Annotated in this window: 15 protein-coding genes; 11 read left to right on the top strand and 4 right to left on the bottom strand. The window is 46.4% G+C overall.

The features are described 5' to 3' along the window. The first annotated feature begins 15 nt into the window (after positions 1-15). The 3 genes from ACTJJS_RS33025 to ACTJJS_RS33035 all read left to right on the top strand — a co-directional run bounded on the left by ACTJJS_RS33025 (position 16) and on the right by ACTJJS_RS33035 (position 4,069). Positions 16-1,371, top strand: coding sequence for a PhoPQ-activated pathogenicity-related family protein (locus ACTJJS_RS33025; protein ID WP_440668261.1), 1,356 nt, complete (start codon positions 16-18; stop codon positions 1,369-1,371). Further along, positions 1,371-2,996: a glycerophosphodiester phosphodiesterase family protein gene (locus tag ACTJJS_RS33030; RefSeq protein ID WP_440668263.1), complete on the top strand. Its 1,626-nt coding sequence runs from the start codon at positions 1,371-1,373 to the stop codon at positions 2,994-2,996. Before ACTJJS_RS33025 ends, ACTJJS_RS33030 begins: the two co-directional genes overlap by 1 nt. Positions 2,997-3,088: 92 nt before the next feature. Next, positions 3,089-4,069, top strand: a complete 981-nt coding sequence (locus ACTJJS_RS33035; RefSeq protein ID WP_440668265.1) for a hypothetical protein — start codon at positions 3,089-3,091, stop codon at positions 4,067-4,069. A gap of 157 nt (positions 4,070-4,226) precedes the next feature. Here the strand turns inward: ACTJJS_RS33035 and ACTJJS_RS33040 are convergent, their stop codons facing one another. After that, positions 4,227-4,745 carry a hypothetical protein gene (locus tag ACTJJS_RS33040; RefSeq protein WP_440668267.1) on the bottom strand — a complete coding sequence of 173 codons (519 nt, stop codon included), beginning with the start codon at positions 4,743-4,745 and terminating at the stop codon, positions 4,227-4,229. A gap of 703 nt (positions 4,746-5,448) precedes the next feature. Between ACTJJS_RS33040 and ACTJJS_RS33045 the strand changes: the two genes are divergently transcribed. The 8 genes from ACTJJS_RS33045 to ACTJJS_RS33080 are packed head-to-tail and all read left to right on the top strand — an operon-like array spanning position 5,449 to position 14,441. After that, complete coding sequence (locus ACTJJS_RS33045) at positions 5,449-6,738, top strand: hypothetical protein (RefSeq protein ID WP_440668268.1); 1,290 nt, start codon at positions 5,449-5,451, stop codon at positions 6,736-6,738. A gap of 43 nt (positions 6,739-6,781) precedes the next feature. Beyond that, positions 6,782-8,089 (top strand): urea ABC transporter substrate-binding protein, encoded by a 1,308-nt coding sequence (gene urtA / locus ACTJJS_RS33050; RefSeq protein ID WP_440668270.1) that lies wholly within the window; start codon positions 6,782-6,784, stop codon positions 8,087-8,089. Positions 8,090-8,143: 54 nt separating this feature from the next. Continuing rightward, positions 8,144-9,790, top strand: coding sequence for an urea ABC transporter permease subunit UrtB (urtB, locus tag ACTJJS_RS33055; RefSeq protein ID WP_440668272.1), 1,647 nt, complete (start codon positions 8,144-8,146; stop codon positions 9,788-9,790). Positions 9,791-9,802: 12 nt separating this feature from the next. After that, positions 9,803-10,879, top strand: coding sequence for an urea ABC transporter permease subunit UrtC (urtC, locus tag ACTJJS_RS33060; protein ID WP_440668274.1), 1,077 nt, complete (start codon positions 9,803-9,805; stop codon positions 10,877-10,879). 1 nt (position 10,880) lies between these two features. Beyond that, the gene (gene urtD / locus ACTJJS_RS33065) at positions 10,881-11,636 is read left to right on the top strand and encodes an urea ABC transporter ATP-binding protein UrtD (protein WP_440668276.1); all 756 of its coding nucleotides are present in this window, start codon (positions 10,881-10,883) and stop codon (positions 11,634-11,636) included. Beyond that, positions 11,633-12,343 (top strand): urea ABC transporter ATP-binding subunit UrtE, encoded by a 711-nt coding sequence (gene urtE, locus ACTJJS_RS33070; RefSeq protein WP_440668278.1) that lies wholly within the window; start codon positions 11,633-11,635, stop codon positions 12,341-12,343. The genes urtD and urtE overlap by 4 nt, the downstream gene beginning before the upstream one ends. A gap of 35 nt (positions 12,344-12,378) precedes the next feature. Further along, positions 12,379-13,779 carry an ATP-binding protein gene (locus ACTJJS_RS33075; RefSeq protein WP_440668280.1) on the top strand — a complete coding sequence of 467 codons (1,401 nt, stop codon included), beginning with the start codon at positions 12,379-12,381 and terminating at the stop codon, positions 13,777-13,779. A 2-nt stretch (positions 13,780-13,781) separates the two neighbouring features. Beyond that, on the top strand, positions 13,782-14,441 hold the full coding sequence (locus ACTJJS_RS33080; protein WP_440668281.1) for a response regulator transcription factor: 660 nt from the start codon (positions 13,782-13,784) through the stop codon (positions 14,439-14,441). A 1,074-nt stretch (positions 14,442-15,515) separates the two neighbouring features. Here ACTJJS_RS33080 and ACTJJS_RS33085 read toward each other — a convergent pair. The 3 genes from ACTJJS_RS33085 to ACTJJS_RS33095 are packed head-to-tail and all read right to left on the bottom strand — an operon-like array spanning position 15,516 to position 24,426. Beyond that, positions 15,516-15,866 carry a hypothetical protein gene (locus ACTJJS_RS33085; protein ID WP_440668282.1) on the bottom strand — a complete coding sequence of 117 codons (351 nt, stop codon included), beginning with the start codon at positions 15,864-15,866 and terminating at the stop codon, positions 15,516-15,518. Positions 15,867-15,873: 7 nt separating this feature from the next. After that, complete coding sequence (locus ACTJJS_RS33090) at positions 15,874-20,463, bottom strand: DUF6443 domain-containing protein (protein ID WP_440668284.1); 4,590 nt, start codon at positions 20,461-20,463, stop codon at positions 15,874-15,876. Positions 20,464-20,484: 21 nt separating this feature from the next. Beyond that, positions 20,485-24,426, bottom strand: a complete 3,942-nt coding sequence (locus tag ACTJJS_RS33095; RefSeq protein ID WP_440668286.1) for a hypothetical protein — start codon at positions 24,424-24,426, stop codon at positions 20,485-20,487. Between the last annotated feature and the right edge of the window lie 1,053 nt (positions 24,427-25,479).

Consider the following 25,479-nt stretch of genomic DNA (forward strand, 5'->3'; position numbering starts at 1 on the left):
AATCATTCCTCCGATATGAAACAACGATTTTTGAAAACAACCACCCTGCTATTTGTCCACCTGTTTTTCGTGGCAGCAGCGTTTGCGCAGCAAACCGTCACTCCGGCCACCGCGCTGAAAAGCTACCTGAACAACGCAGACACCTCCTTCCGTTATGAGCTGAAAGATTCTTTCGATATCAAAGACGTAAAATGCTATAGTATTTTACTCACCTCTCAAAAATGGCGGGAATATACCTGGACACACCAACTCGCCATCTTTGTACCTGCCAACGTCAGCTATGATGGCGCCCTGCTGTTCATCACCGGCGGCTCCGTTAAAAACGGGCAGCCTAACTGGAACGGCCCTACGGATGACCTGTACCAGCAAATAGCGTCCATGGCCACCAACAACAAAGCCATTACCGCCGTGCTCAGACAGACCCCCAATCAGCCGCTATTTAAAAACCTGACGGAAGATGCCCTGATCTCTTATACCCTCCACCAGTTTAAAGAAGATGGTGATTACACCTGGCCGCTGCTTTTCCCGATGGTGAAAAGCGCCGTACGTGCCATGGACGCCGTACAGTCTTTCTCCAAAGAAAAGCTGTCGCAAAACGTCAACCGCTTCGTGGTGTCCGGCGCCTCCAAACGCGGCTGGACCACCTGGCTCACCGGCGCCAACGACAACCGCGTAGCCGCTATTGCGCCCATGGTGATAGACGTACTGAACATGCCGGTAAGCCTCGATTATCAGATCAAAACGTGGAAAGAATACAGTATTCAGATTGAAGACTACGTAAAACTGGGCATCCCGCAGGCCGCTCACACCGAAGGAGGACAATCCATCAACACCATGATAGATCCTTACTCCTATCGTCAGCTGCTCACCATGCCGAAAATGATTTTCATGGGCACCAACGATGAATACTGGGTAGTAGACAACATTAAAAACTACCTCGACAGCATCCCTGGTAAAAATATGCTCAACTATACGCCCAACGCCGGCCATAACCTGGGTGATAAAAAACATGCCTTCGAAGGCCTCAACGCTTTCTTCGGCCACACCCTCAGCCAGCAGGCTTATCCTGCCTGCAGCTGGACCACCAGCACCCGTCGCGGAAAGGTAAAGCTCACCGCCAAAGCTACCGCCGACCAACTGGTAGACGTCATCCTGTGGACCGCCAACTCTGCCGACCTGGATTTCCGCAATGAGAAATGGTCGTCACAAAGCCTGGGACTGGCACATCAGTCAACCGTAAAAGTAAACGCCCCACTACCCGACAGCGGCTACCGGGCCTTCTATGTAGACCTTCAATACGTTAATCCCACTGGTGGCACTTACTCAGTAAGTACCCGTGTATTCGTGACCGATACTAAAAAGATCCTGTAATGATAAAATACCTGTTCATTTTTGCCGGCGCCTGCCTGTTGATGCATACCACCTTTGCACAACAGGCAGCACCGCTGCCTGCCACCAAAAATAAATTTGTGGTAGTGGCCCACCGCGGCAACCACGTAAACATGCCGGAAAATACCGTTGCCGCCATTAACGCCACCATTCAATGCGGCGCCGACTACGCAGAGCTGGACCTCCGCACCACCAAAGACGGACAACTGGTACTCATGCATGACGGCACCGTAGACCGCATGACCAACGGCAAAGGAAAAGTGTCCGACCTCACCTGGGCGGACATCAAACAGTTAAAGGTCAATAGTAAAGACGGGAAAGACTACCGCGTGCCCACGTTCGCGGAAGCCTTACGCGCCGCTAAAGGGAAAGTGAATATCTACCTGGATTTCAAAGATGCCGACGTCGCCGAAACCTGGAAACAGGTACAGGCCGCCGGGATGGAGCAACAGATCGTAGTTTATCTCAACAGTAAAGAACAATATAAACAGTGGAGAAAAACAGCGCCGCAAATGCCACTGATGACCAGCGTACCGGATGAAGTAACCACTCCGGCGCAACTGAATTATCTGCTGGACAACATCACCATTGCGGTATTGGACAACGTAACAGACAGCGCCATGCTGGCTGTCACCCGGCAACATGGCGTAGCCGTATGGCTGGACGCACAAACACCATCGGAAGGACCTGCCACCTGGAACGCTGTATTAAACAAGGGCGTACAGGGCATGCAGAGCGATCACCCGGAAGCACTGGTCGGCTATCTGAAAAAAAACAACCTCCGCGATGGCAAGACCGGCGCCGCTTTACCGGCAGTAGCCACCAGCTCCGCGTACATCACCCTGCGCAATGTGCCTTATGGCGACGCCGGAGAAGACAACACCCTGGACGCTTATCTCCCTGAAAACCATCACGCCGGCACTAAAATCATTGTGTACCTGCATGGCGGCGGTTGGACCGGCGGCGATAAAAAAGAGTTTCCCAAACAACTCATCGACGAACTGGCCGGCAAACTGCACTATGGCGTTGTGTCCATGAACTATCGCCTGGTCCGGGACCATCAAAACGCCTACCCCGCCCAACTGGACGATATAAAAAAAGCACTGGCGTTCATCTCCTCCAAATCCGGAAAACTGTCGTTCGATGGCAGCCAGTTTGCCCTGATAGGCGGTAGTGCCGGCGCTTATCTCGCCATGCAGTACGCCTACGCCTGCGACAGTTCACACCAGATAAAAACAGTGGTAGACCTGTGGGGACCAACAGATTTTACCGATAAAAAAACAAGGCAGGAAAATAAAGACGCCGATGAAAAAGTAGCCCGACTGCTGGGCGAACCTGATCCTGCCGCCAAAATCGCCTTTGATGCCAGTCCCTATCATCAGCTCACTAAAGCCAGCGGCGTACCTACTATCCTGTTTCACGGCGGACAAGACCCGCTGGTAGATGTCAGCCAGGCAAAAAAGCTGCATGAAAAACTAACGTCGTTGAATATACCAACGCAATTTGAGTTGTATCCCACAGAAAAACATGGGATGGGATTGACAGCTTCCATGGATGTTTTTGTGAAAGTCATCAGCTGGTTGAAACAATATTATCCTGCCGAATAATTATTTGCGCAGGCCTTTCAGCATTTCCGGACCTGTGACAAAATTCATTATTTTACAGCCTTTACCATCTTAACCCGAAAAATGCCGACCGAATGTTCAATACACTGGTAAGCCTCATAGGATCTGCTATTGATTCCGCAGACATCATCACTTTCCTGGAGCAGCACGGATTTAAATATCCGAAGAAGCCCTATATCTCCAACCGTTCAACAGAAACATCCTACTGGATTGAAAACAAGAAACTGGGAATTGACCTGCTGTTTAATGCGCAGCCTTATCTGGCAGCATACCCGCTGCTGCATGGCAATAAAAAAGGCATATTTGTTCCGCGCCTGGTAAGTGCAAGATGGTATAACAATAAATCATTGACCACTTTCCCGGACCAGGTAGACTTCAACGCCACTTTTGAGTACCTGAACACCTCCCTTGGCGCCCCTACGCTCAAAAGCAGCGAGATAGCACCCATATGGCTAAACGACGATGGCAGCGAAAGTTTCTATCGCTGGCGCATTCCGGCAGACAAACAGCGACACATAAGCTGGGGACCGGAATTCACCGACGAACAAAAAGTTAAAGACATTGTGCTGGGACTGGATTACAGAAATCCATTATTCCACCTGTACAACGAAATGGATTACGGTACCGTAGAGCAATTTGTGAAAGAGCAAAACTTTTACAAGACCTCCGTCCTGATGTTCCTGCAATGGGCACTGGACAGGAGACTTATTGCCGGCGCTGGTCATACCGCCGCATTGGACTGGGTGCAAAGCCTCTACAGAGGCTATGTTACGGTAGAAGATTTTGCTGCCGAACAGGCGTTTATCAAGGCCTATATTAAAAACCTCAGTGGACATGATGTGCTTTACGACCGGGACCTGTCACTTGCTTTCCTGAAAGAACCGGCACAGCGGAATAACTATCGGGACGAAGTAGCGACGGCTGTACTAAACGCGATACCATTCGACCAGGAACACCGTGATATTGCTGCTGCCTTGTTGGACAGCCGGCTGAAAGAGTACCAGGAACATAAATTTGCGAAGAGCGGGAAACAGGTAAATACGGGAGGACACTGATTATTTCGGCTGCCACGTTCACGTCCCGATTGAGTGACAGAACATGGTTCTCGATGTAGTCAGCGTTTATTAACCGTTATAACGATATATACAGTCAGGGGCTGACTAAAAAGGATACTCCTTTAGTCAGCCCCTGACGTATCTTACCGAAGGAACTCTACATCGTTACTTTAAACACCAACCGGTAACCAGTTCGCGAAAGCGTAAACTGATGGTCTTCGATCACCGGATCTGCCACATTGATGTAAAAAGGATTACATGGATTACCTGTTTTTTCTTCTTTGTTGGTATAAGACAAGGTAGCAGTACCTACATTGGGAACATTGACTTTATATTTGAACGCGCCCTTTTTTGTGTCGGCAATATGAAACATCAGCGCTCCATTCAGCGGTGAAGCGGCATCTTTCACAATCATACCTTTTTCAGAAGGAAGATCTGCCGGTTCAGTAGTAATCTTAATAGTAGTTACATCAATATTTTTCGCCAACAGGATATTCTCTCCAGTCTGCCCGTCCATGAGCGTCAGGCCTACTTGTGTAGGCGTTCCTTCACTTAATACACCATCGCAGGGGGCATCTTTTTTTGATTTATGACATCCCGGTCCAAGGCCTATGGCAGTCAGCAATATCAATGGCAGATAAAATCCAGTTGTACAGAAACAGGTTAATCGTCTCATTTCATAAGGAATTTTCGTTTAAACAGGGAAAAGTTTTCAGCTTTCGCCGCCATGCTTTACTCAATTTTTTTTACCTCGGGCTTCGAGGGGTTTGCTACAGCAATTGTCGATTCGGGTTCTTTGGTATAGAAGACTTTGCCGGATCTAATTTAATCATCTTAATAATAAAATGGTAATTCCAAAACCATAGTAAACTGCTTTAAAATGCCGGGATCGTCTGGTAATTTATAATTGGAGTGTTATACTAAATCGTAAGATCGATGACAACGATGGATTTCCCCTTCCGGATTTCGAAAGGATAATATGGAATTCAACAATTTTTTAGCAATGCCCACCTGACTTCTCGGCAAAGGGGGCCGCAGGAAAGACATGTCAAATATTTCAAACAATAAACATATTATAATTTTATATAATTATAATTAATTCTTAGTAATATATTTTTTTCCTTCTACAGTCTAAATCATGTCAAATATGACATATAATATTAAATATCAACATATTAACAACAAAAATTAATATCACTCATTTAATATTATATTAAATAATATATATCAACAAAATCAACTACTAGGCATATTTTTAAGTTTACAACAGGAAATTTTATGAATTAAGTAAATTAATATTCTATTTTTATACTTAAGTAGACTGATCGATCAACCAAAAAACTACTTAAGTACATTATTCAATTATTAATTACTTCTTTATGAAATCTCCAGTCACACTTATCTTCCTGTTGGCCACTGCTCCGTTTATGGTAAAAGCCGACAACAACAATCCCCCCAGAAAGAAAAAGAGAGGCAGTTACCTGATTGAATTACCAGCGTCCTTAAATACCAACAGCGACAGCGCCAGGACCATTACTCTTTTCCAGTCGTCAGAAATACCTTTTAAACCATCTATCCAGGTAGGCGCCATTGTACATATGTTTGCCTCTGCGGAACAGACAGGATTTGGCACCCCCGGCAATGATAAAACGGCGAAAGACTGGAACAAGGGCTTTTCTGTTTATCGCGCCAGGGTATTGGTAGGCGGACAGCTCACCAAAAAAGCCAGCTTCTTCATGGAAACAGAGATACCCTCACCTATTGGCATCCAGTCCAGCGGAGAGAAGAATGTAAAAGTCTCTCCCATCATCCTCGATGCACAGCTGGAATACACCTTTAACCCGGCATTCCAGCTTATAGCTGGCATGCAACTGGTATCCAACAACCGTAACGGGTTACAAGGTGCTGCCGGGCTAATGGCCAACGACTTTACCTTTTTCCAGTATCCATATAACCTGTTTGCCAATAGTCCGCTGCAGGGTAACTTCGGACGCGATCTTGGTATCAATGCCCGTGGTTTTCTCGCAAACGACAAACTGGAATACCGGCTGGGGGTATTCACCGGCCGCAATGTAGATGGCGGCGCCCCCCTTCGTACCGTAGGCCGCGTCGCCTATAACTTCCTGGACGTTGAAAAAGACTATTACTACGCCGGCACCAAACTGGGAAATGGCAAAACGCTGGCCTGGGCAGCCGGTGTAGACGCACAGGCGAATTATTACAACCTCAGCACCGATGTCTTTTTTGACCACCCCCTCGGCAATGCAGGCTCCCTCACGCTCAATGCCGCCTACCAGTACATGACCGGCGGCACACAAACAGATTCGAAATACTCCTTCGCCACACTCATCCCCAAACAAACAGTCCAATTCCTGGAACTCGGCTACTATTTCAAAAAAACGAAACTGCAGCCCTGGGTCCGTTACGAAAACCAGGACGTTAATGCGGACGCAGCCCAAACCGGCACCATTAAACCTGCCAACTTCGACAAACTCAACTCCAGCACAGTAATGGGAGGCGGGCTCAATTACTTTTTCAACGGCACCGGCACTAATCTCCGCCTCTCCTACACCACCCGCACCTATAATGTGGCCACCGCTATACCAGACGACTATACGAAAAAAACATTCGGACAGGTATGGCTCCAGGCTCAATTCTTCATTTTCTGATTATCAAACATTCAATCATTTTCTCCATAAAATATAAGTCAACATGAGAAACGCTTTTTTCAACCAACTATCCATCCTCCTGCTGGGCGCTACCGCACTTTTTTCTTCCTGCAACAGCGGCGCCGGGAAAACCGGCAGCAGCGACTCCTCCGCCAAAAAGGAAACTGTAAAAATAGGCGTACTCCACTCTCTCAGCGGCACCATGGCCATATCTGAAGTTTCCTTAAGAGATGCCGTACAGATGGCCGTAGATGAAATCAATGCCAAAGGTGGCGTACTCGGTAAACAAATAGAACCGGTCATCGTAGACCCGGCATCAGACTGGGACCTGTTCGCCGAAAAGGCAAAGGAACTGCTGATCGATAAAAAAGTATCTGCCGTATTCGGCTGCTGGACTTCCGTATCCCGTAAATCAGTACTCCCGGTTTTCGAGCAGAACAACGGCCTGCTCTTCTATCCGGTGCAATACGAAGGAGAAGAATGCTCCAACAGCGTTATCTACACCGGCGCAACACCCAATCAGCAACTGATTCCTGCCGCCGAATATCTCATGAGTGAAAAAGGAGGAGGCTACAAAAAGTTCTACCTGCTGGGCACCGATTATGTATTTCCCCGCACGGCCAATAAAATACTCAAAGCTTACCTTCTCTCTAAAGGCATTCCCAAAGAAAACATCATTGAAGAATATACGCCGTTCCATCACCAAGATTACCAAACCATCATTTCGAAAGTAAAACGTTTTGCCGCTGACGGTAAAGCCTGCATCCTCTCTACTATCAATGGCGATTCCAACGTGCCTTTTTATAAAGAGTTTGCCAATCAGGGCCTCTCTTCCGCCACCTGCCCGATCATGGCATTTTCCGTAGCGGAAGATGAACTCAGATCGATGGATACCGAATTCCTGGTAGGTCATCTCGCCGCATGGAACTACTTCCAGTCGAACGACCTGCCGGAGAATAAAAAATTTGTGGCCGATTTCAAAGCCTTCTGCGCGAAGAAAGGTTTACCCGGCGGCGACAAAAGAGTAACGGACGACCCTATCTGCTGGGCTTACACTGGCGTGTACCTGTGGGCTAAAGCTGCTGAAAAAGCCGGCTCCTTCGATGTTTCGAAAGTACGCAACGCTTTATACAGCCTGGGTTTCGATTCACCTGACGGTCCCGTGAAAATGGACCCGCGCAATCACCACCTGGCAAAACCCGTAGTGATCGGCGAAATCAAACCCGACGGACAATTCGATATCATCTGGAAATCCGGAGGACTGGTGGACCCGCAGCCATGGTCGCCATTAACCTCTCCTGATAAGGATTGCGACTGGGTCAACCACAACGGTACCTACGCCAAAAAATAAACGGGCTTTATCCGATAAAGACAGGCTATTTCCAACTTATCAAAAAATGATGCGATGAATACTTCCTTACTACGGATGCTGATGTGCTGCCTACTGCTGCTGCCGCTATTTTCGGCCGGCCAGGACAGCGCCTCCATCTATACCGCACAGCTATTACAGCCACCAGCCGACTCCGTGCGCACACAGGCTATTGGCAGGCTGGCCGCCCTTCATATACCGGCCACCTACCCTTTGCTGATGGCGATTAATGATAAAAAACTGTACCTGCTGGACAATAAGGCGGTTACGACAGACAGCAATCCTTCCGCTGAAGGAACCTACCGGATTTATTCGCTTTATCCAGACAACACTCTCCTTACCAACAGCAGCGGGCAACCGCTGCTGTTGCCATTGTCTGCCCTCAAAGCAGTAGACATACCACGGGCCGACCGGCTTCAACTGGCAGGAATCGCCCCGCTGCTCAACCTGTTCAGCAACGACGCGCAGAAACGTACCCTCGCTTACTCACAGCTCAAACACACGAGCGACAGCGCTACCCTCAGCATCCTGAAAGAGGCCATAGCAAAGGAGAACAACGCCGACGCACTCCGTACGGGGAAAGATGCACTATACTCGATACAACTATACGAGGCCGTTACAACTGCCAATGCTAAAGCCTTTATCGACAGCATAGCCGACAACTGGAGCGACAACGCACCGGTATTATTGAGAGACTATGCCAAATCAGGCTTCCTGAACCAGGAAACAGCCCAATATGCCGCGGCGAAAGCCGTGGGCCTGGAAAAACGCTATGATCATCTCCAACGTGTTCAAAACTTCTTCAGTGGCCTGAGCCTGGGCAGTATCCTGGTGCTCATTGCACTGGGGCTTTCCATTGTATACGGCCTGGCCGGCATCATCAACATGGCACATGGTGAGTTTATGATGATCGGAGCCTACACAACTTATTGCATGCAGATCATATTCACGAAAACACTGGGAATTCCGCAGACAGACCTGTTCTTCTTTTTTGCACTGCCATTTTCCTTCCTGGTAGCGGGCGCACTGGGCTGGGTACTTGAGCGCCTGGTAATCCGCCATCTGTACGCCAAACCGCTGGAGAGCCTCCTGGCCACCTGGGGAGTGAGCCTGATACTGATACAGACCGCCCGCCTGTTGTTCGGTGATCTTACTGCTGTTAAAACACCACAGCTACTGGCTGGCGGATGGCAGGTTTCACCGCACCTCACCTTACCCTACAACCGCATCTTCATTATCGTACTGGCATTGTTCATGGTACTGTTTACCTACCTGATGCTGTACCGTACCAGGCTGGGTCTACAGATCAGGTCAGTGACACAGAACCGGCAGATGAGCGCCTGTCTTGGTATAGAAACCAGGCGCGTGGCATCCATTACATTCTTTATCGGCTCAGGCCTTGCCGGGCTGGCCGGTTGCGCCATTACACTGATCGGAAACGTGGTGCCTGATATGGGCCAGACTTATATCGTAGATTCTTTCCTCGTGGTAGTTACAGGAGGCGTTGGCAAGCTGGCAGGAACAATAGTTTCCGGCCTTGGCATTGGCTTCTTTACAAAAATATCCGAGTCCTTCTTCCAGGCGGTATACGGTAAAGTATTTATCCTGGTGTTCATCATGTTGTTCATGCAGTATAAACCCAAAGGACTGTTTCCGGACAAAGGCCGCATTGCTGAAGATTAAAAAAAACGGAACATGAAAACGAAAAACAACACACTGCTATATATTCTATTCATCGCTTTCTTTGCGGTGCTGCTACCCGCAGGCTACCTGACAGGCCTCCTTTCCGTAAACACTATTTCTGTGTGGGGGCGGTATTTCTGCTTTGCGATAGCTGCCCTGGGCATAGACCTTATCTGGGGATATACCGGTATCCTGTCCATGTGCCAGGCGTTCTTCTTCTGCCTGGGCAGCTACGGTATTGCCATGCATCTGCTATTGAAGAAAACGGTGGCATCCGGCGCAACCCTGCCAGACTTCATGGCCTGGAACAAAATAGAGACACTGCCCTTCTTCTGGCAGCCGTTCCATTCCTTTGGATGGACGGTGGCACTATGCCTGCTGGTCCCCGCGGCATTTGCTTTCATCATTGGCCTGGTATTGTTCAAAAGCCGGATCAAAGGCGTATACATGGCCATCATCACACAGGCGCTGACGCTGGCCATGTGGTTAATATTTCTCCGGAATGAAACCAACCTGGGCGGCACCAACGGTCTCACGGACTTTAACAGCATCCTGGGTTACCCCCTGTCCTCTTCTTCTGTAAAGCTCGCACTCTACCTGGTTTCACTCACCGTACTCTGCACCGCTTACTGGTGCTGCTACCGGATAACGCATTCCAAGTTTGGGAAAGTGCTACAGGCTATCCGCGACAGTGAATCCAGGGTCAGCTACACCGCCTACAAAGTGGTGGACTACAAGCTGGCCGTTTTCGTAGTGGCGGCACTGTTAGCTGCCGTTGGCGGAATGCTGTACCTTCCCCAAACAGGCATTATAACGCCAGGCCGTATGGATGTAAAAGCATCGGTCGAAATGGTGATGTGGGTGGCACTTGGCGGCAGGGGCAACCTGAAAGGAGCAGTGATAGGCGCTTTGCTGGTAAATTTCCTCTACAGCATCTGCACCAGTTTATTCCCGGATTCATGGCTGTTCATCCTGGGCTTCCTGTTTGTCATTACGGTATTATATTTCGATAAAGGATTTATGGGACTGGGAGATACCATCCGGCAGAAATTTTCGACTGCCCGGCTCAAAACATCTCAAACTAACTGATATGCTGCTCAACGTAAATAATCTGTCGGTATCATTTGGCGGTGTACATGCACTGGACCTCGATCATTTCAGCCTGCGCGACAAGGAACTGCGGGTCATCATCGGCCCTAATGGTGCCGGAAAGTCCACCTTTCTCGATATCATCTGCGGGAAAACAAAGGCCGACAAAGGAGACATTACCTTCAACGGAAAATCCATTCTCGGCAAATCGGAAGTGAAGATAGCGGAAGCCGGTATTGGCCGGAAGTTCCAGAAGCCCTCCGTATTTCCCGGGCTCACCGTGTACGACAACCTGTTGCTGGCCGCAAAAATGAAGAAAGATATCTTCACCTCCCTGTTCTTCAAAGCTATGCCCGCGATGGAAGAGAAGATACACCACGTGGCCGTGAAACTGTCGCTCACCAACGTCATGTATAAATCAGCAGGCGACCTCTCACACGGACAAAAGCAGTGGCTGGAAATAGCCATAGTAGTGCTGCAGGACCCAACACTGATGCTCATAGATGAACCCGCAGCAGGCATGAGCGACGAAGAAACAGAGAAAACAGGGGCATTACTCCTCGAACTGTCGAAATCCCACAGCATTATTGTGATAGAACACGATATGAAATTCGTGGAACAGATAGCCAACGAACTGGTAACCGTACTGGTCCGCGGAAAAAGACTAATGGAAGGCACCTTTGCTGAAGTGAAGAACGACCAACGGGTAATAGATTGTTATTTGGGACGTACTAACCCACAACTTGAAACATTATGAGCACACCGGTATTAACTGTTAACAATATCTCTGCCGCTTACGGGCAGAGCGTCATTTTACGTGGCACCAGCCTGGCCGTAAAAAAAGGCGCCATTACCACTGTAATGGGGCGCAATGGCGTAGGAAAAACCACCCTGCTAAAAACCATCATGGGCCTGCTTCCGGCACAGGAAGGCAGCATTATTTTCAATAATGAAAACATCACTTCCCTGCCACCGTATAAAAAAGCAAAAGCCGGCATTGCCTACGTACCGCAGGGCCGGGAAATCATCCCGAAGCTTTCGGTGTATGAAAACCTGCTATTGGGGTTGGAAGCCCATCCCAACCGCAAAGCGAAGGTCCCCGAAGAAGAAATCTACCAGCTGTTTCCCATACTGAAAGACTTCCGTAAACGCGCCGGCGGAAACCTCAGCGGGGGGCAACAGCAGCAGCTTTCCATTGCGCGTGCGTTAGTCAGCGCCCCCTCCCTCCTGCTGCTTGATGAACCGACAGAAGGTATCCAACCCTCCATTGCACAGGAGATCGGCAGCATTCTGAAACAACTGGTGCAGCAGAAAGGACTGTCAGTTTTACTGGTAGAACAGAAAATTGATTTTGCCAACCAGGTAACCGACCATTACTATTTTATGGACCGGGGCCGGATGGTGCTGGATGGTACTGCTGAAGAGCTGAAACATGCCGAACTGGAAAAACATATTGCCGTATAATCAAGGCAAGCGTAGCTTTGTTTATCTTTAACATTATGCATCCTGTATCCGAAGAAAGAAGTATTTTCAAGATCTTCACCATCCTTTATGCGGTGGCGCTCACCACGATTGCTTTGTTGTCAGTATTCAGCCAGATCAAGATCCAGCAGGCGCTGAGCCACCAGATGAACGATGCGCATGTGATCAACTTTGCAGCCAGGCTGCGCACCTACAGTCAAACCCTCAGCAAGCTGGCTTTATTGCTGGAGTCGGGCCGAGATATAGAGGACAACCGGAAAGAATTTGTAAATACACTAAAGCAGTGGCAGAAATCGCACGAAGGCCTGCAGGCCGGCAGCAATTTCCTTAATCTGCCCGCAAACGACCAGGATGAACTGAAGCAGATGTTTGAAATCATCCGCAATCCGCACCAGGAAATATGGAACGCCGCCAGCAAAATGATAACTGTACTGGGCCAGGATACCACCTTTAACGCATCACATATACGCCCCTATGTACAAACCATCCTGGCGTACGAGAAATCATACCTGCTGGGCATGGAGCTGATTGTATTCGACTATGACCGTATTTCGAAGGAACGTATCCGCAACCTGAAGGAAATTGAATACATCGTGCTGGGCCTGGTGCTGTTTACCCTGCTGCTGGAAGCAGGCCTGATCTTTTACCCGTTATCCACCCGTATCCGCAAGATTATCCGGAGGTTGGTAGATGCACAGGAGCAGGCCCGAAAGCTTACCGAAGAAGTACAGCTGGCCAACCAGGAAAATCTATTGCGCCAGGAAATGGAGCAGCGCATCCGGTCCTACTCTATTATCAACGGACAGGAAAAGGAACGCAAACGGATTGCCGCGGAAATACACGATGGCATCGGACAAATGCTGACCAGCCTCCGGATGAAACTGGAACAGATAGAAGACCGCAGCATGCAGCACGATCCCGAAATTGCCATGGTCAATACCATGATGTACAGCATTATCAACGAAACCAAACGCATCTGCGCCGACCTGCTCCCCAGCGTGCTGGAAGACTTCGGACTGCGGGCCGCCATCGATGAGCTGCTCAGGTTGTGCCGGCAAACCGCACCAGGAATTGACTTCCGGCTGGAAGAAACCTTATCAGCCGCAACATTGCCAAAAGAAGTTAAAACAGGCGTTTATCGTATCTTGCAGGAATCATTAAACAATGCTATCAAACATGCAAATGCAGATATCATTGAAATAGATATTGACGGCGCCGCCAACTTCCTGCAGCTAACCGTAAGAGACAACGGCAAAGGCTTTCATTTCGACAGTCAGCAGCTCTACTCTAACGAACAGGCCAGGAAAGTAAACGGTATCCGTAATATGAAAGAAAGGGCGGAACTGCTTGGAGGCACACTCCAGATTAATTCGCAGCCCGGCACCGGAACAATTATACAGTTAGCATTAACATTTTAGCAATGAAAAAGACAGCCGTTTTCTTAGTGGACGACCATGAAATATTCCGGAATGGCTTAAAACAGTTGATCAACAGTGAGGCTGACATGGAAGTAATCGGCGAAGCCAGCAGCGGTGAAGATGCGATACAACAGCTGTCAGAGATACAACCGGATGTTATCATTATGGATATCCGCATGCCCGGCATGAACGGCCTGGAAACAAGCATCCGCCTGCTGGAGAAAAATCCCCGCGGAAGAATTCTCTTCTTCAGCCTCTTTGACGAACCCGACTACGTAGCTGCCGCCCTTGAAATGGGCGCCAGCGGTTATATTCTAAAAGATACCAGCAACAAAATATTCCTCAGCGCCATCCGCACCATTCACCAGGGCAGGTATTACTTCATCGGCGAAGTAAGCGATGTACTCGTAAAGAAATACCTGGATGCCCGGCAAACGACCGGCAACAGCGGCACCCCAGAAATCTCCCTCTCGCGCCGAGAGGAACAAATCATGCGCATGATCAGCCAGGGGCACAACAACAAAGACATCGCGGAATCGCTAAACATCAGTATCCGCACCATCGAAGCACACCGGATGAACATCCTGCGTAAATTCCAGGTAAACAGTATAGAGGAAGCGGTGGAATATAGCAGGGCTAACCGGCTGTTAAAAGAGGATTGAGGCAGACTGGTTATTGCATCTGCGCGGCTCACATTTAATACTGGGACCTTTAATGGATAAGAATACTGCTTCGCACAGTTTTGTATAAACTAAACTTAAAATACCACATAAACTGAAGAAGTTGTGATTTAATCTGACAGTTGGGTTAATTTTAAGTAACCACACTTATTCATTAACCCAACTGTCAGATTAAATCATAACTTCTTCATATAATAAGTGGGGAAATTAGAATATGCGGAAAATTCTTCTATTGCTCAGATGTTTTGGGAGAACATAGCGATAATCATCCATTCTCCATTAACCTTAATTATCGAATGGCAATCTATACCATCCTTTCCAGCGGCATTATAAGCATTCCGCCTTGCCTTCTGGAATATATTTTGATGTCAGCTATGAACGATTTTTCAAGCATACTAACAAGATTCTGTATTCAGACTTACGTGAAACTATGTTATTGAAACTACTAGATTTTATACATCTTGAAGGTGTTTGTTATACATCCTGGTGTAGCCTTTTTATTTTTATTGTACTCAGCAACTAACATTTGAATTATCCAGATTAACATACATACATCCTACACTGGCTGTAACTCTTACAATCTTGCCATTGATATTTGCATTGTAAAAAACAGAATAATCGGCCTTCTCTTTCCGGTGCAGTCATCTGCTATGTATGGTGATGGCTGAAATCCAGGAAATTATAGCTAACGGAATTAGCCAGTTTAAGGTTCTTTTCATAATCTCTATTTAAACAATATTTATGTGGTACTTGCCTATTGTACTGATTAAAGGTGGCTTAGGAACAACGGGTACTCCGAAACCAATACTTGTTGTGGGCACAGTGTGTACCAAATTGGGAATGTCAGGAAAAGTTGCCGCCCACTTCGTAATTCCGTCAAATCTTTCAGATTCATTTACTATGATTTACCTTGCTATGGTAAAAGCAGAAAAGTCGCTTAAATTCTATGATTCAAGCGACTTTAATTTCTTTTGATTACCTTCTGTGACTCATAGGGTATAGCACCCGGATTTTTTTATCCTTGAACTGCGAAAATTGACAGGCTTTACAGTTCTCTTAGTATTTTCTGAAAGTAAACAGATAAGTATGCGTTCCTTTTATCAGTCTTACGGTATCTGACATTGCTGGTTTTATAATAATATCTCCCACCTTGGCACTATCCTCGAAAGACATATAATGGTCATAGTCAAATACCTCTGGTGCAAATCCATACCTGGCATTACTATTATCCAGCATAAAATATGTAATTCCTGAGCTGTAACCAATATTTATAATTCTCCCATTAATATCAGCACTATAGAAAGCATCAAAATTGCGTTTGTTCTTTTCATTCCAAATCTTATTTCCGAAAAATGCGATAATAAGGAATATGATAATAGCAATAATAATTGGATATTTCTTTTTCATTTAAGATTTATTTATAGAGAATAACAGAATTACTTGTGCCAATTGCCGCTCCATTTTGCCACCCCAGCAAGTCTACAGCAGAGGTTATTGTAAGAATAGGTGTCGCACCAGGTGTATATCCTGCTGAAACCTTCGGAAAATTTATAAAGTATGTTTTGTCCCCGTTAGTTATTTTTGTTTCCATCGCACTTCTTTTTATTGACTCCACAGGGCCTAAAAAATACACATTAGTCAGATTAGCCCCAATACCGCCAGACCAACCAGCCCCAACTCCTGGGGTAATAGTTACAACCGGCTTCAATGAGGCCTGCGGGCCACGAACAAGCCAAGTTGCCTCAATACTCACAGATGAGCCTAAACCAGTAAAGGCCGATATACCAGCACCTATCTGGATACCATCTGGAATTATTGCTCTTACTCTCGGACTATTCCATATGTTTGAAACATAGTCTCCTACTGATTTCAAGAAATCCGGTGAATTCTCTGTAGCAGCACCTCCAACTGGCGATGGCCACCCATTAGTCATCTGCTGCCAAATCTCCAGACCAGCGCGCGGATAGGCAGACCGCTGCTGATAAGGTATTTTAACTCCCGGCAACATAGTGGTGATTGGAGCGTACCAGTCGATGCCGCCTCCACCTCGGCCGCCACCGCCACCGCCTCCACCCAGCAGGCCGTTATAAGTAGCCGCTGCATTCGCGTAACTGTCAGCCACCCCGTAGCTACCCCATATACCCATATCAGATATCTGGCCAGCACCGGTCATAAATGCATCCAGCGGATTGGTGAAAGCGGTAGTGCCGTTAGCGGCATTCCAGTTACCTCCATAACCCTGATCTGCAGCATTAATCGTTTGGATAATTTCCCAGATGGAAGATACATCTCCCATTGGATCGTTATACAAGATAGGATTATTATAGGCAAAACTGTATGGACTGAAATTGCTTGCTGCCTCAGCAGCGATGTCCACACCGAGGAACCGTCCAATCTGCGGGTCGTACTGCCGGTAGAAAGTATTGTATTGACTTATTTCCAGTTCATTTTCCCATTCATTGCCACCATTGTATCGATAATTATTTCTCAGCGGTCCGCTGGCGTTATATGAAATACCGGCCATCTCCAGACCAAAGGGATAATAGTGTGTTTCCTCCAGGATGGGTCCGGGTGACAACACTACCGCCATGTTATCAAAATAAACGTCCTGCTGCGTCTCATTGCTGGAATAGATATACAGGAAACCACCTTGTGTGATGACCATCTTATCAGTACCCAGTGTCTGCAACTCATCCGGTGTTGACTTCACCTGTTTCACACCACTATTGGCATCCACCATTTTAAACTGGTTATCGAACAACACATAGTTCAGGTAGGCTCTTGGCTGTGTTGTCGGCTGATCAGGATCTTTTTGTGTAAGACTACGGTAATCCCTGTCGGTGAAGGTATTGCCGAATGGCGATGTTCTGTCTGCTACCGCCGAATGTTCATCAGCAGCAGTTGCACTGCCGCCAAAGCTATTCAGCAATGCAGCCACCATTTCTTCAGGCGGTGTATTACCTTGTCTGGACGCAGGCCCGGTTGATTTATAAAAAGCTCTTGTACTGATCTGAACAGTATCACCGGCCGTCACTTTTAACACCAAAGAAGGTCCTATTTTCTGAGAACCTGCTTTTGCGTTCAGTTTCGCTACCATTTCATTTTTATTGGTAAGGCGGTCTTCCGGATAGCCCACTGGCTTAGCACTGCGGGTAACATCCACATTACTGAACAACGCGGTTTCGACAGGTGCGGCTGCACTTTCCATGGTAGCGAGATACACCTGAGGAGTAGTCTGCTCTGTCAGCACCACCCTGACGTTACCCTGATGATCGCGCTCAAAGTAGTCATAGACGAAGTCTATCGGGCTTCCGGCTTTATAAACCGGACGAATCCTTCCTTCAGCATGTGGAATAAATTGCAGGACATCATTTTTATAGGTCATACCCGCCACATAGTCTGTTGTGGTGACCACAGGCGTGCCACTGGTGATATCCTTTACAATTTTCTTAACCCTCACGCCGGTGGCGTCATATACATACTGTATGGTGCCTTTACCTTCTACTGTTATCAACTCCGGTTTGTTCAACAGGTTATAGCTAATAGATGTTATTTTTTTATTGAGATCTTTCAACAGGTTGCCGGCATCATCATAATCATAATCAATAGCATTAGTACCATTGGCATCTTTAAAATCTCCCAACAACGAAGAAGGGTCATTTACAGCATCCGTTACACCTTCCAGCTTATTGGAATTAGGCTTATAGGCATAGCTCAACTGATCTATCAGCGCACTGGCTATACCTTTCAGGCCTTGCTGCGACATGGAAAGTATATTACCATTGGCATCATATTGCAGATTATCTACGGTATAGTTTACCTTATCCTTTGTCCAGGCTGCCCCCGGTGTATTCTGCTGATTAAAATCAGCGTTTTTTAGCTGATCAAGCTCATCATAAATAAATCCGTAAGCACGGGCTATTCTATCGCTGCCCCCTTTCCATTTGATTCCGGCGATATTACGATTATACTGAGGCACCTCAAATCCATAATCATAATAAATAACTTCCCCGAATTTGTTAAGCGTGCTGTTGTCCGTTTCTACAAACTCTCTGTTGATACCGGTCAACCACCCTCTGACATTATAATCATAGCTCAGGAAATCCATCGACCCGCCATCCGGACGGACGCCCAGTGTTTTCTTTTTTAACTCCCCTGTCGGTGTATATTCATTTTTTGCCACCACCCGCTCCAGGTCCGGGTCATCATTTAGTTTTGTCTTCACTTCCAGTATTCTACCCGCATGATCATATTGGTAAGTTGTCAGTACAGCAGTACGACGGGTAAGATCACTGGATGGATTGCTATGGTCGAAATAGCTGCTCAGTACTTTTCCGTTAAAATCAAACAGCAGCGTTGACACATCCCTTCCTCCAACAGTGTTGCCGGATATAGTTTGAAACGTACGCCCATTCTGATTATAATAAACTGTTCTTGTCAGCCACTGGTCTGTACCCAAGATACGTACGCGGGAACCGGTCATGCGGTTCCTTACAGCCAACTGCGGTGTCAGCGCTATATCTGCATTAGGATCACCAGTATTTCCCAATTTCCCCGTTTGGGCATTTTCAAAAGGCTGTGCACCAGCCCAGGCATAGTCGTCATAGTAGTTATAACTAATCCAGTCAATGTCCACCTCCGAAGGTCGGGGATTAACCAATACTGTTTCAGTATAGGTCCCGTCGCTACTTCCCGGTACTATAGCAGCCTCTATATCATCATTCCCCGAGTCAAAATCTGGCTCAAAACGAATGGAGTTACCAGCCTGATAACGTTGAATGGTGATATCCCGGCTATTTACCACAAGATCGGTCTCTTTTGAGTATACCTTATTATCCTTTTGCAGCACAGCATCGATATTATCTATTTCCTGCTGTAATTGCACGCGGCTTTTATTTACGTTGTAGATACCTGTTTTCTCGGGTCTGTTGGCACCGTCGTAAAAATTAACCATCCATCCTTTACCAATGAGATTAGCACCACGCGTATATACAAGACGGTCCCTGGAATCATAGACCATCTCTGTCAATCCTCCGCCAGGAACAATCCGCGCAACGATCCTTCTCTTAGCATCATATTCAAATTGAAAGCAAAGCTCCTTACGGATGGTAGCATTATCCAGGTTCCAGTCGCCCAATATTCGTTCTACTGCTTTGGGAGTGATAATAAACCGTAGATTATTAAGATCATCATAAATCATGTACATGGAGGTCCATCCCATGTGTCCTCCGGCTGCCGCAGTATCCTTTTTCTTTCGCACCAGTATCAGGCGGCCTTTCTGATCAGTATATTTCAGTACACTGCGGCCCTGTTCGTCCTTTTCCTCTGTTACCAGTAATTGACCGGCACCATATATCCCTTGAGATATTGGGATGGTTGTGATCTCCGGCGCATTAACAACCCACCTGAATACCGAGTCTGATACGGTATTCGTTCGCTCGTCTATCGTCGCACCACGTGAACTGCCGGCCCAACTGTTACCTGTTGCTGAAACTTTAGTAACTCTCTGAAGTGGAGAACCATCGTAGTAGGTTTTGCCGTAAAAAACCTGCTCTCCGGGGTATTGTGCCTTGTTATAATCTATCCCTTCCTGAAATGCATTTTTCTTCAACATTCCATCAGCCGTGGTCGCAGCATAAGGAAGGAACTGGCGTTCTTCTCTCCCCAGCTGGTCATATGTATGCATGGTAACGAGGTCCTTTTTATCAGGCGAACCCTGTCGGACGATGCTTTGCAATGGCCGGCCCATTGCATCTGCATAACTGGTTAACACCGCTGCTTGCTCCGCTGGCGTTTGCATGGTCAGCGCAGCTGCGTCGGAGAAAGCCTTTGCCGGAACATAAGTACGGACCAGGTTTATCAGCGTGTTGTCGTCCAATACTTGCGGAAGCCCCTCCGGTGTTACTGCTGGGGGGACTTTTATATTATTCGGTTTATTCTGTGCCTGGAGTAATGAAGTCCATAAAAACGCCAGTGCAACTATAGGGATATATAACTTCTTCATGTCAAGAATAATCGGCTTAGGTTAAAAACAACGAGTAGGAGAATACTGCTGAAAAGGGCCTGCTATGGACCCATCAGAAAACTGATACTGGTAAGTACACATCCAGCCGGTATTTTGCGGTTCAGATTCGATGATCACTTTCACACCTGTTTCGCATTTACCATTAATCATTTTCTTCGATTCACCCTCACAAACAACCGGCACCGGGCACAGAGTCTCGTCTGTTCCTCCACTTTCCCATTTAAAGGTTCCATAAGAAGCTGAATTAGGGTTGACATCTTTTTTCTCCACCTCTATTGTTCCTGTGTTAACTCCCTGAGAAGTGGTAACGCAACGCTTCCTTCCGGTCAGCTCCCAGATCGGCTTAGGGGTACATCTATCAGACTGTCCGCTAACAATCCATCTGAACGTTCCCCAAGTACTGCTGTTGCTATTGATATCGGTCTGCTCTACCTCCTGTATACCTGTCATACCATTCGCATTGGTCTGGCAACGGTATCTCTCCGTATAGTCCCATACTGGCGTTGTACTCAAAGGAGCATTCATGACATACTCTTTCTTTTCGATGATATGTTTATTATGATTCCTTGTCAGTATCGGCCTTTTCAGCGCATCGTATGAATAATAGACAGGCATATTATCAGCGCCACAGGTAGACGTAACCCCTAAAAATGGTTCATAGGTAGTCGTTGTCATAACCGCCCCCTGTGGGAATAGTCGTACTTCATCGATCAGGGACTGCCCGGAGATACTGATAGCCGGCAGGTTTACTCTGTATTCGCTAAATATCCACCCTGTATTAGTGTTGACAGCTGTGGCTATCTGCGTGGCGCCGGATACCACAGGTGCATTGCCTTTATACCATAAACTCAGCACATAGGGGGTAGACAGCGAAATGTTCTTTTTGGTGATGATACCCGCAGACAATGGATACACATAGTCGCCTGTTAGCGCATTCTCATCTTTTTGCGGAGCACCTGTAAATTGGAAATTTCCTTTATCATCGCTTTCAAAGCTGGTATATGCCACCTGATCGTATGCAGCGTTGGCCACACTCATAACAGGAAATTGTTTGTCCGGGCTCATCATCACCGACATTGTTTTGCCATTTACCTGTGAGGTACGCGGGAAGCCTTTTTCGTCATATTGGGTATATATAGAATAAGCTTTAAACAATTCAGGTTTACGTATCAATACTGCCGGATTAAAGTCACCAACCACTTGCTGCAAAACAGGAGCATTGGATGCAAACGCATAACGATGGTAAGGCCGGATGAAATTATTAAATGTGCTGTATTCAACAATTTCCCCCCCGGTCATGCGGGCGGGCTGCCCACCGCCCGTCAACCATTCTTCCGTAGCCACCAGCTTCACAATCCCCTTGTCTCTCAGCACCTTCAGTATACCATCAGCAACTGTATAATCGTCTGGGTAATAGTAGCGCTTCTCTATCACAGAACCGGTCTCCCGGTTAAAATCCTGACGAAGCGTTTTGACGTTAAAGTTTTTCGGGCTGTACGTATAAGAAGTGATATTTAAAAGACTATCATTATTGGCATAATAGGAATAACTGATAGATTTAGACAGTTCTGTTCTTCCGGAAAGCGGGTAATACCGATTGCCTTTTAATACCTTTGTTTCTGAGGTATGGGCATAGCTTATTGTATGCGACACCAGCAGGCTTGCTACATTTTCATCTGTTAATGCCTGTTGAATGATATTATATTCATGGGTTGTCTTTTTTACCAGTCTTCCGGATTTATCGTAAAGCAGTATTTTTTTGGGCAATCCCAGTCCCCATTCCGCTTTTTCAACCGGAACGTAAGGATACTCCACCTGTTGTTGGTTAAAGTTGACATCACGGAAATCTGAAAATTCATACACTGTCTTTCCTGATTCCCCTGACGGCCCTTCGGAAACCTCTACTCTGCTGTACCCTACAACGTTACCTGAAACATACTTCAGGTTATTATAGGGATCGGAAGCAACAATTCTTGTTTCTCTTGAGACATTGTTCGAGTAGTAGGTAGTACGACGATAATCATAACGGGGAAAATGCGCCATGTAACCTGAAGAGGTAACACCATCGGCCAGAGTGTATTTATACCTGGTAATAAGCGGAGCAACACTTTGGTTCCCCGCATAGGTGGTTACCTTGGCTATTCTTATCCCGCCTCCGATAACATTCTGGCCGGACGCCCTGGTGTTCGTCCAGGTAACACGGATAGCGGATTCAACGGGGAAACTACAGTTAGACGGCGTTTGTACCGACAGTGTATAATTAGCTGACGGCGTATTCAAAGCCCAAATAACATCCCCGGTCAACAGATCATTTATACTCAGATAACCAGTGCGGACCACATTTCCTGCTGCATCCTTCAATGTAAGTACAAACGTGCAATTGGTGGGCAGGGGAATATCTGTACCGGGATCAAAACGAAATTGCAGCTGATGCTGATTGGTATAATGCTGAGCAAGTTCCAGTGTATAGGAACCGGAAGCATTCACCCGTGCTGACACCTCCATGGCAATATTGTTTATATTGGCTCGTTCATGTGATTCAAATTCAAACGCGCGTACCATTCCATCAGGATATGTAACTGATTTAAGGCTTCCTGCTAATACATGTGTAGCACTTGGCTCTCGGTCTCCTGCCGGAATTCCTGCTACAGATGCAGGAATACTGGAATTATTCATTTTACCGTTATAGAACCCCCAATGATCACGGGAATGAATTCCCAAAGCAGGGTCCGGCAGATTTTCGAATCGGTCAATTCCCCCTGACCACTTGTTATCAGGCAACAAGTACTCCTTGTTATAGGTAAAGGCATAGTGTATAAGATGCCCTGCCGGCGTCACTCTCACTATTCGCCTCAGAAAAGACCGGAGAGTAGGTCCGTACTGATGCCCATTCAATTGCAGCTCAGGATGTTCTTCCCAGTTTTTGTAATATGCATCATACAACATATAGTCTAATCGGAATCTTTCCACTTCCTTACCATTATTAAGTATCCTGATGGTGTTCAAGGCCGCTCCCCCTTCCATTCTTGCGCTGCGATCAAATTCAACAGACTGATTGGAGGGCAGAATTATCCGTTTAATTTTTAGCAGGTTCCGGTTTAAAGAAGAAGTCGCCATTGAATAAAACTTATCGAATCCTATAAATGTCAGGCTCTCCGCTATATCACTGTAGTCGTACGCTGCACCACTTTCTTCGTATTGAAAATTAATGGAATCGCTGTTATAGGGATCTTTTATGCTGGTTAGGTGCCAGGCAGATGGATAGTACTTATTGATAAAGAGACTCTGATCATCCTGAGTATCCAGCTTTTCAAGTTCTATGTCCCTGAACTCATAACGCACGCCATCTTCTGTAATAATAGTAAAAGCGGTTAACGTGTAGCTGGCATTGGGAACTGTAGAAAACTCCGGAATAATACTGATATTTCGTTGTTCACTTAGATAAATCTTCTTATCTTTCCCTATCATGAATTTTCCCGAAAGGCCATTGACCGAATAGATATAGATGTCCGCCTGCGCATCCTGTTTGTTATAAAAAATATCCTCGCGCACATTGTCTGGCACATTCTGTGGCAATACAGGAGTATACAGAAACCCTATCTGCGTAAAATCATCCGGCCCACCTCTAACAGATCTCATGATCGCACCACCGGCGTTTAAGCTCCAGCTCATACCCGCTTCAGGTGCTTTCTCCCGTACCTGCACGCCACCGGCAAAATAACTCAGATCAACACTTAGTTTTAATTCTCCGCGGCTATAGGCAAACAATGGCACCCTTATCTGTGGTATACCAGTGAACAGATTAACATCGATTGCCGCTGTTCTTTGTTTAGCAACAGTTCCTGCATCTACAGACGCATCGGCTGTGATATCCTGGGCCATCAGCCTAAAAGACAGAAATACTATCAGCAAAAAAAACGAGATCTGAACTAATTTTCTCATTAGCGGCATAAATTGGTATAGGGCACTCATACGCACCATTAAACAATAAGATTCTGGGCTACCGTTTCCGGTAACTGTTACACTGTTAGTAAATCGGATAGGAACAGGTGATAGGTGTAGTACTACTGCATCTCAAACATTCCAAATGGCTTCCGATATATAGGTTGGGTTAATAACAACCAATGCGAAGAAAAACATTTTTTCTGGTTAAAACAAACCTGTATGAGTTTAAAAGTATATTATTCTATCAACTACTCTGCTGTAAAATACTATCAGCAATACCATTCCACCAGCTATCAAATTTATTCTTATTATCTATTGATTCACAATTTTTGCAGCGGCATTCCTGTGGCATCCTTTTAGTATCCTTCACCTATCCTTTACCCATCTCTTGCTCAGTGATGCATCTACCACCTTATAAGCCAGTACTATCTTCACATTCCTATAATTCTCCAACCGCGGAACATTTTTTCTCCGGTTCGTATATGGATTGGCGAATGAATTCGTCAACTTTAAATTGTTAACCGCCGAATGTTACGGGAGCGTACGGCCAGATGCTGGTAATTTTATTACAACTGCTATCCGGGATTCACTCATATAATATTTTGATTAATGGTGACAACACTTTGTATCTTAGTAAAAGCTGATCTATTTTGACTCTTCTTTACATGTTCCCACAACAGCAAATAAGATGCGTAAATCTCAATATTGATATTTCGTATGCAGTAAAAAAGGTATCAAATACTGATAGAAATTATTATTTTCATCGAGAATAAATTGGGCATCTCCGACCAGAATTCCACGACTAAAGATAAGTGTTTAATCTTGGAGAGAGTACAGAAAACGTGTTAAATGCAAATAGACTTGTATTACTCCCTTTTAACTTCAAGGCCCAAAAATTCAATATTGCATGGACGATAATTCATTAGTTATTTTCTATCTTAGTAAAATCTGATTAACCTGTATAAAGTACGGGAAAGAAATCGGGGTTATGCAAAAGGAACTCAACTAAACGCTCAACTAAAAAAGAAAACCCCGCGACTAACGCGAGGT

This window comes from Chitinophaga sp. 22308, from assembly GCF_052045305.1.
Classification (GTDB): Bacteria; Bacteroidota; Bacteroidia; order Chitinophagales; family Chitinophagaceae; genus Chitinophaga; species Chitinophaga varians_A.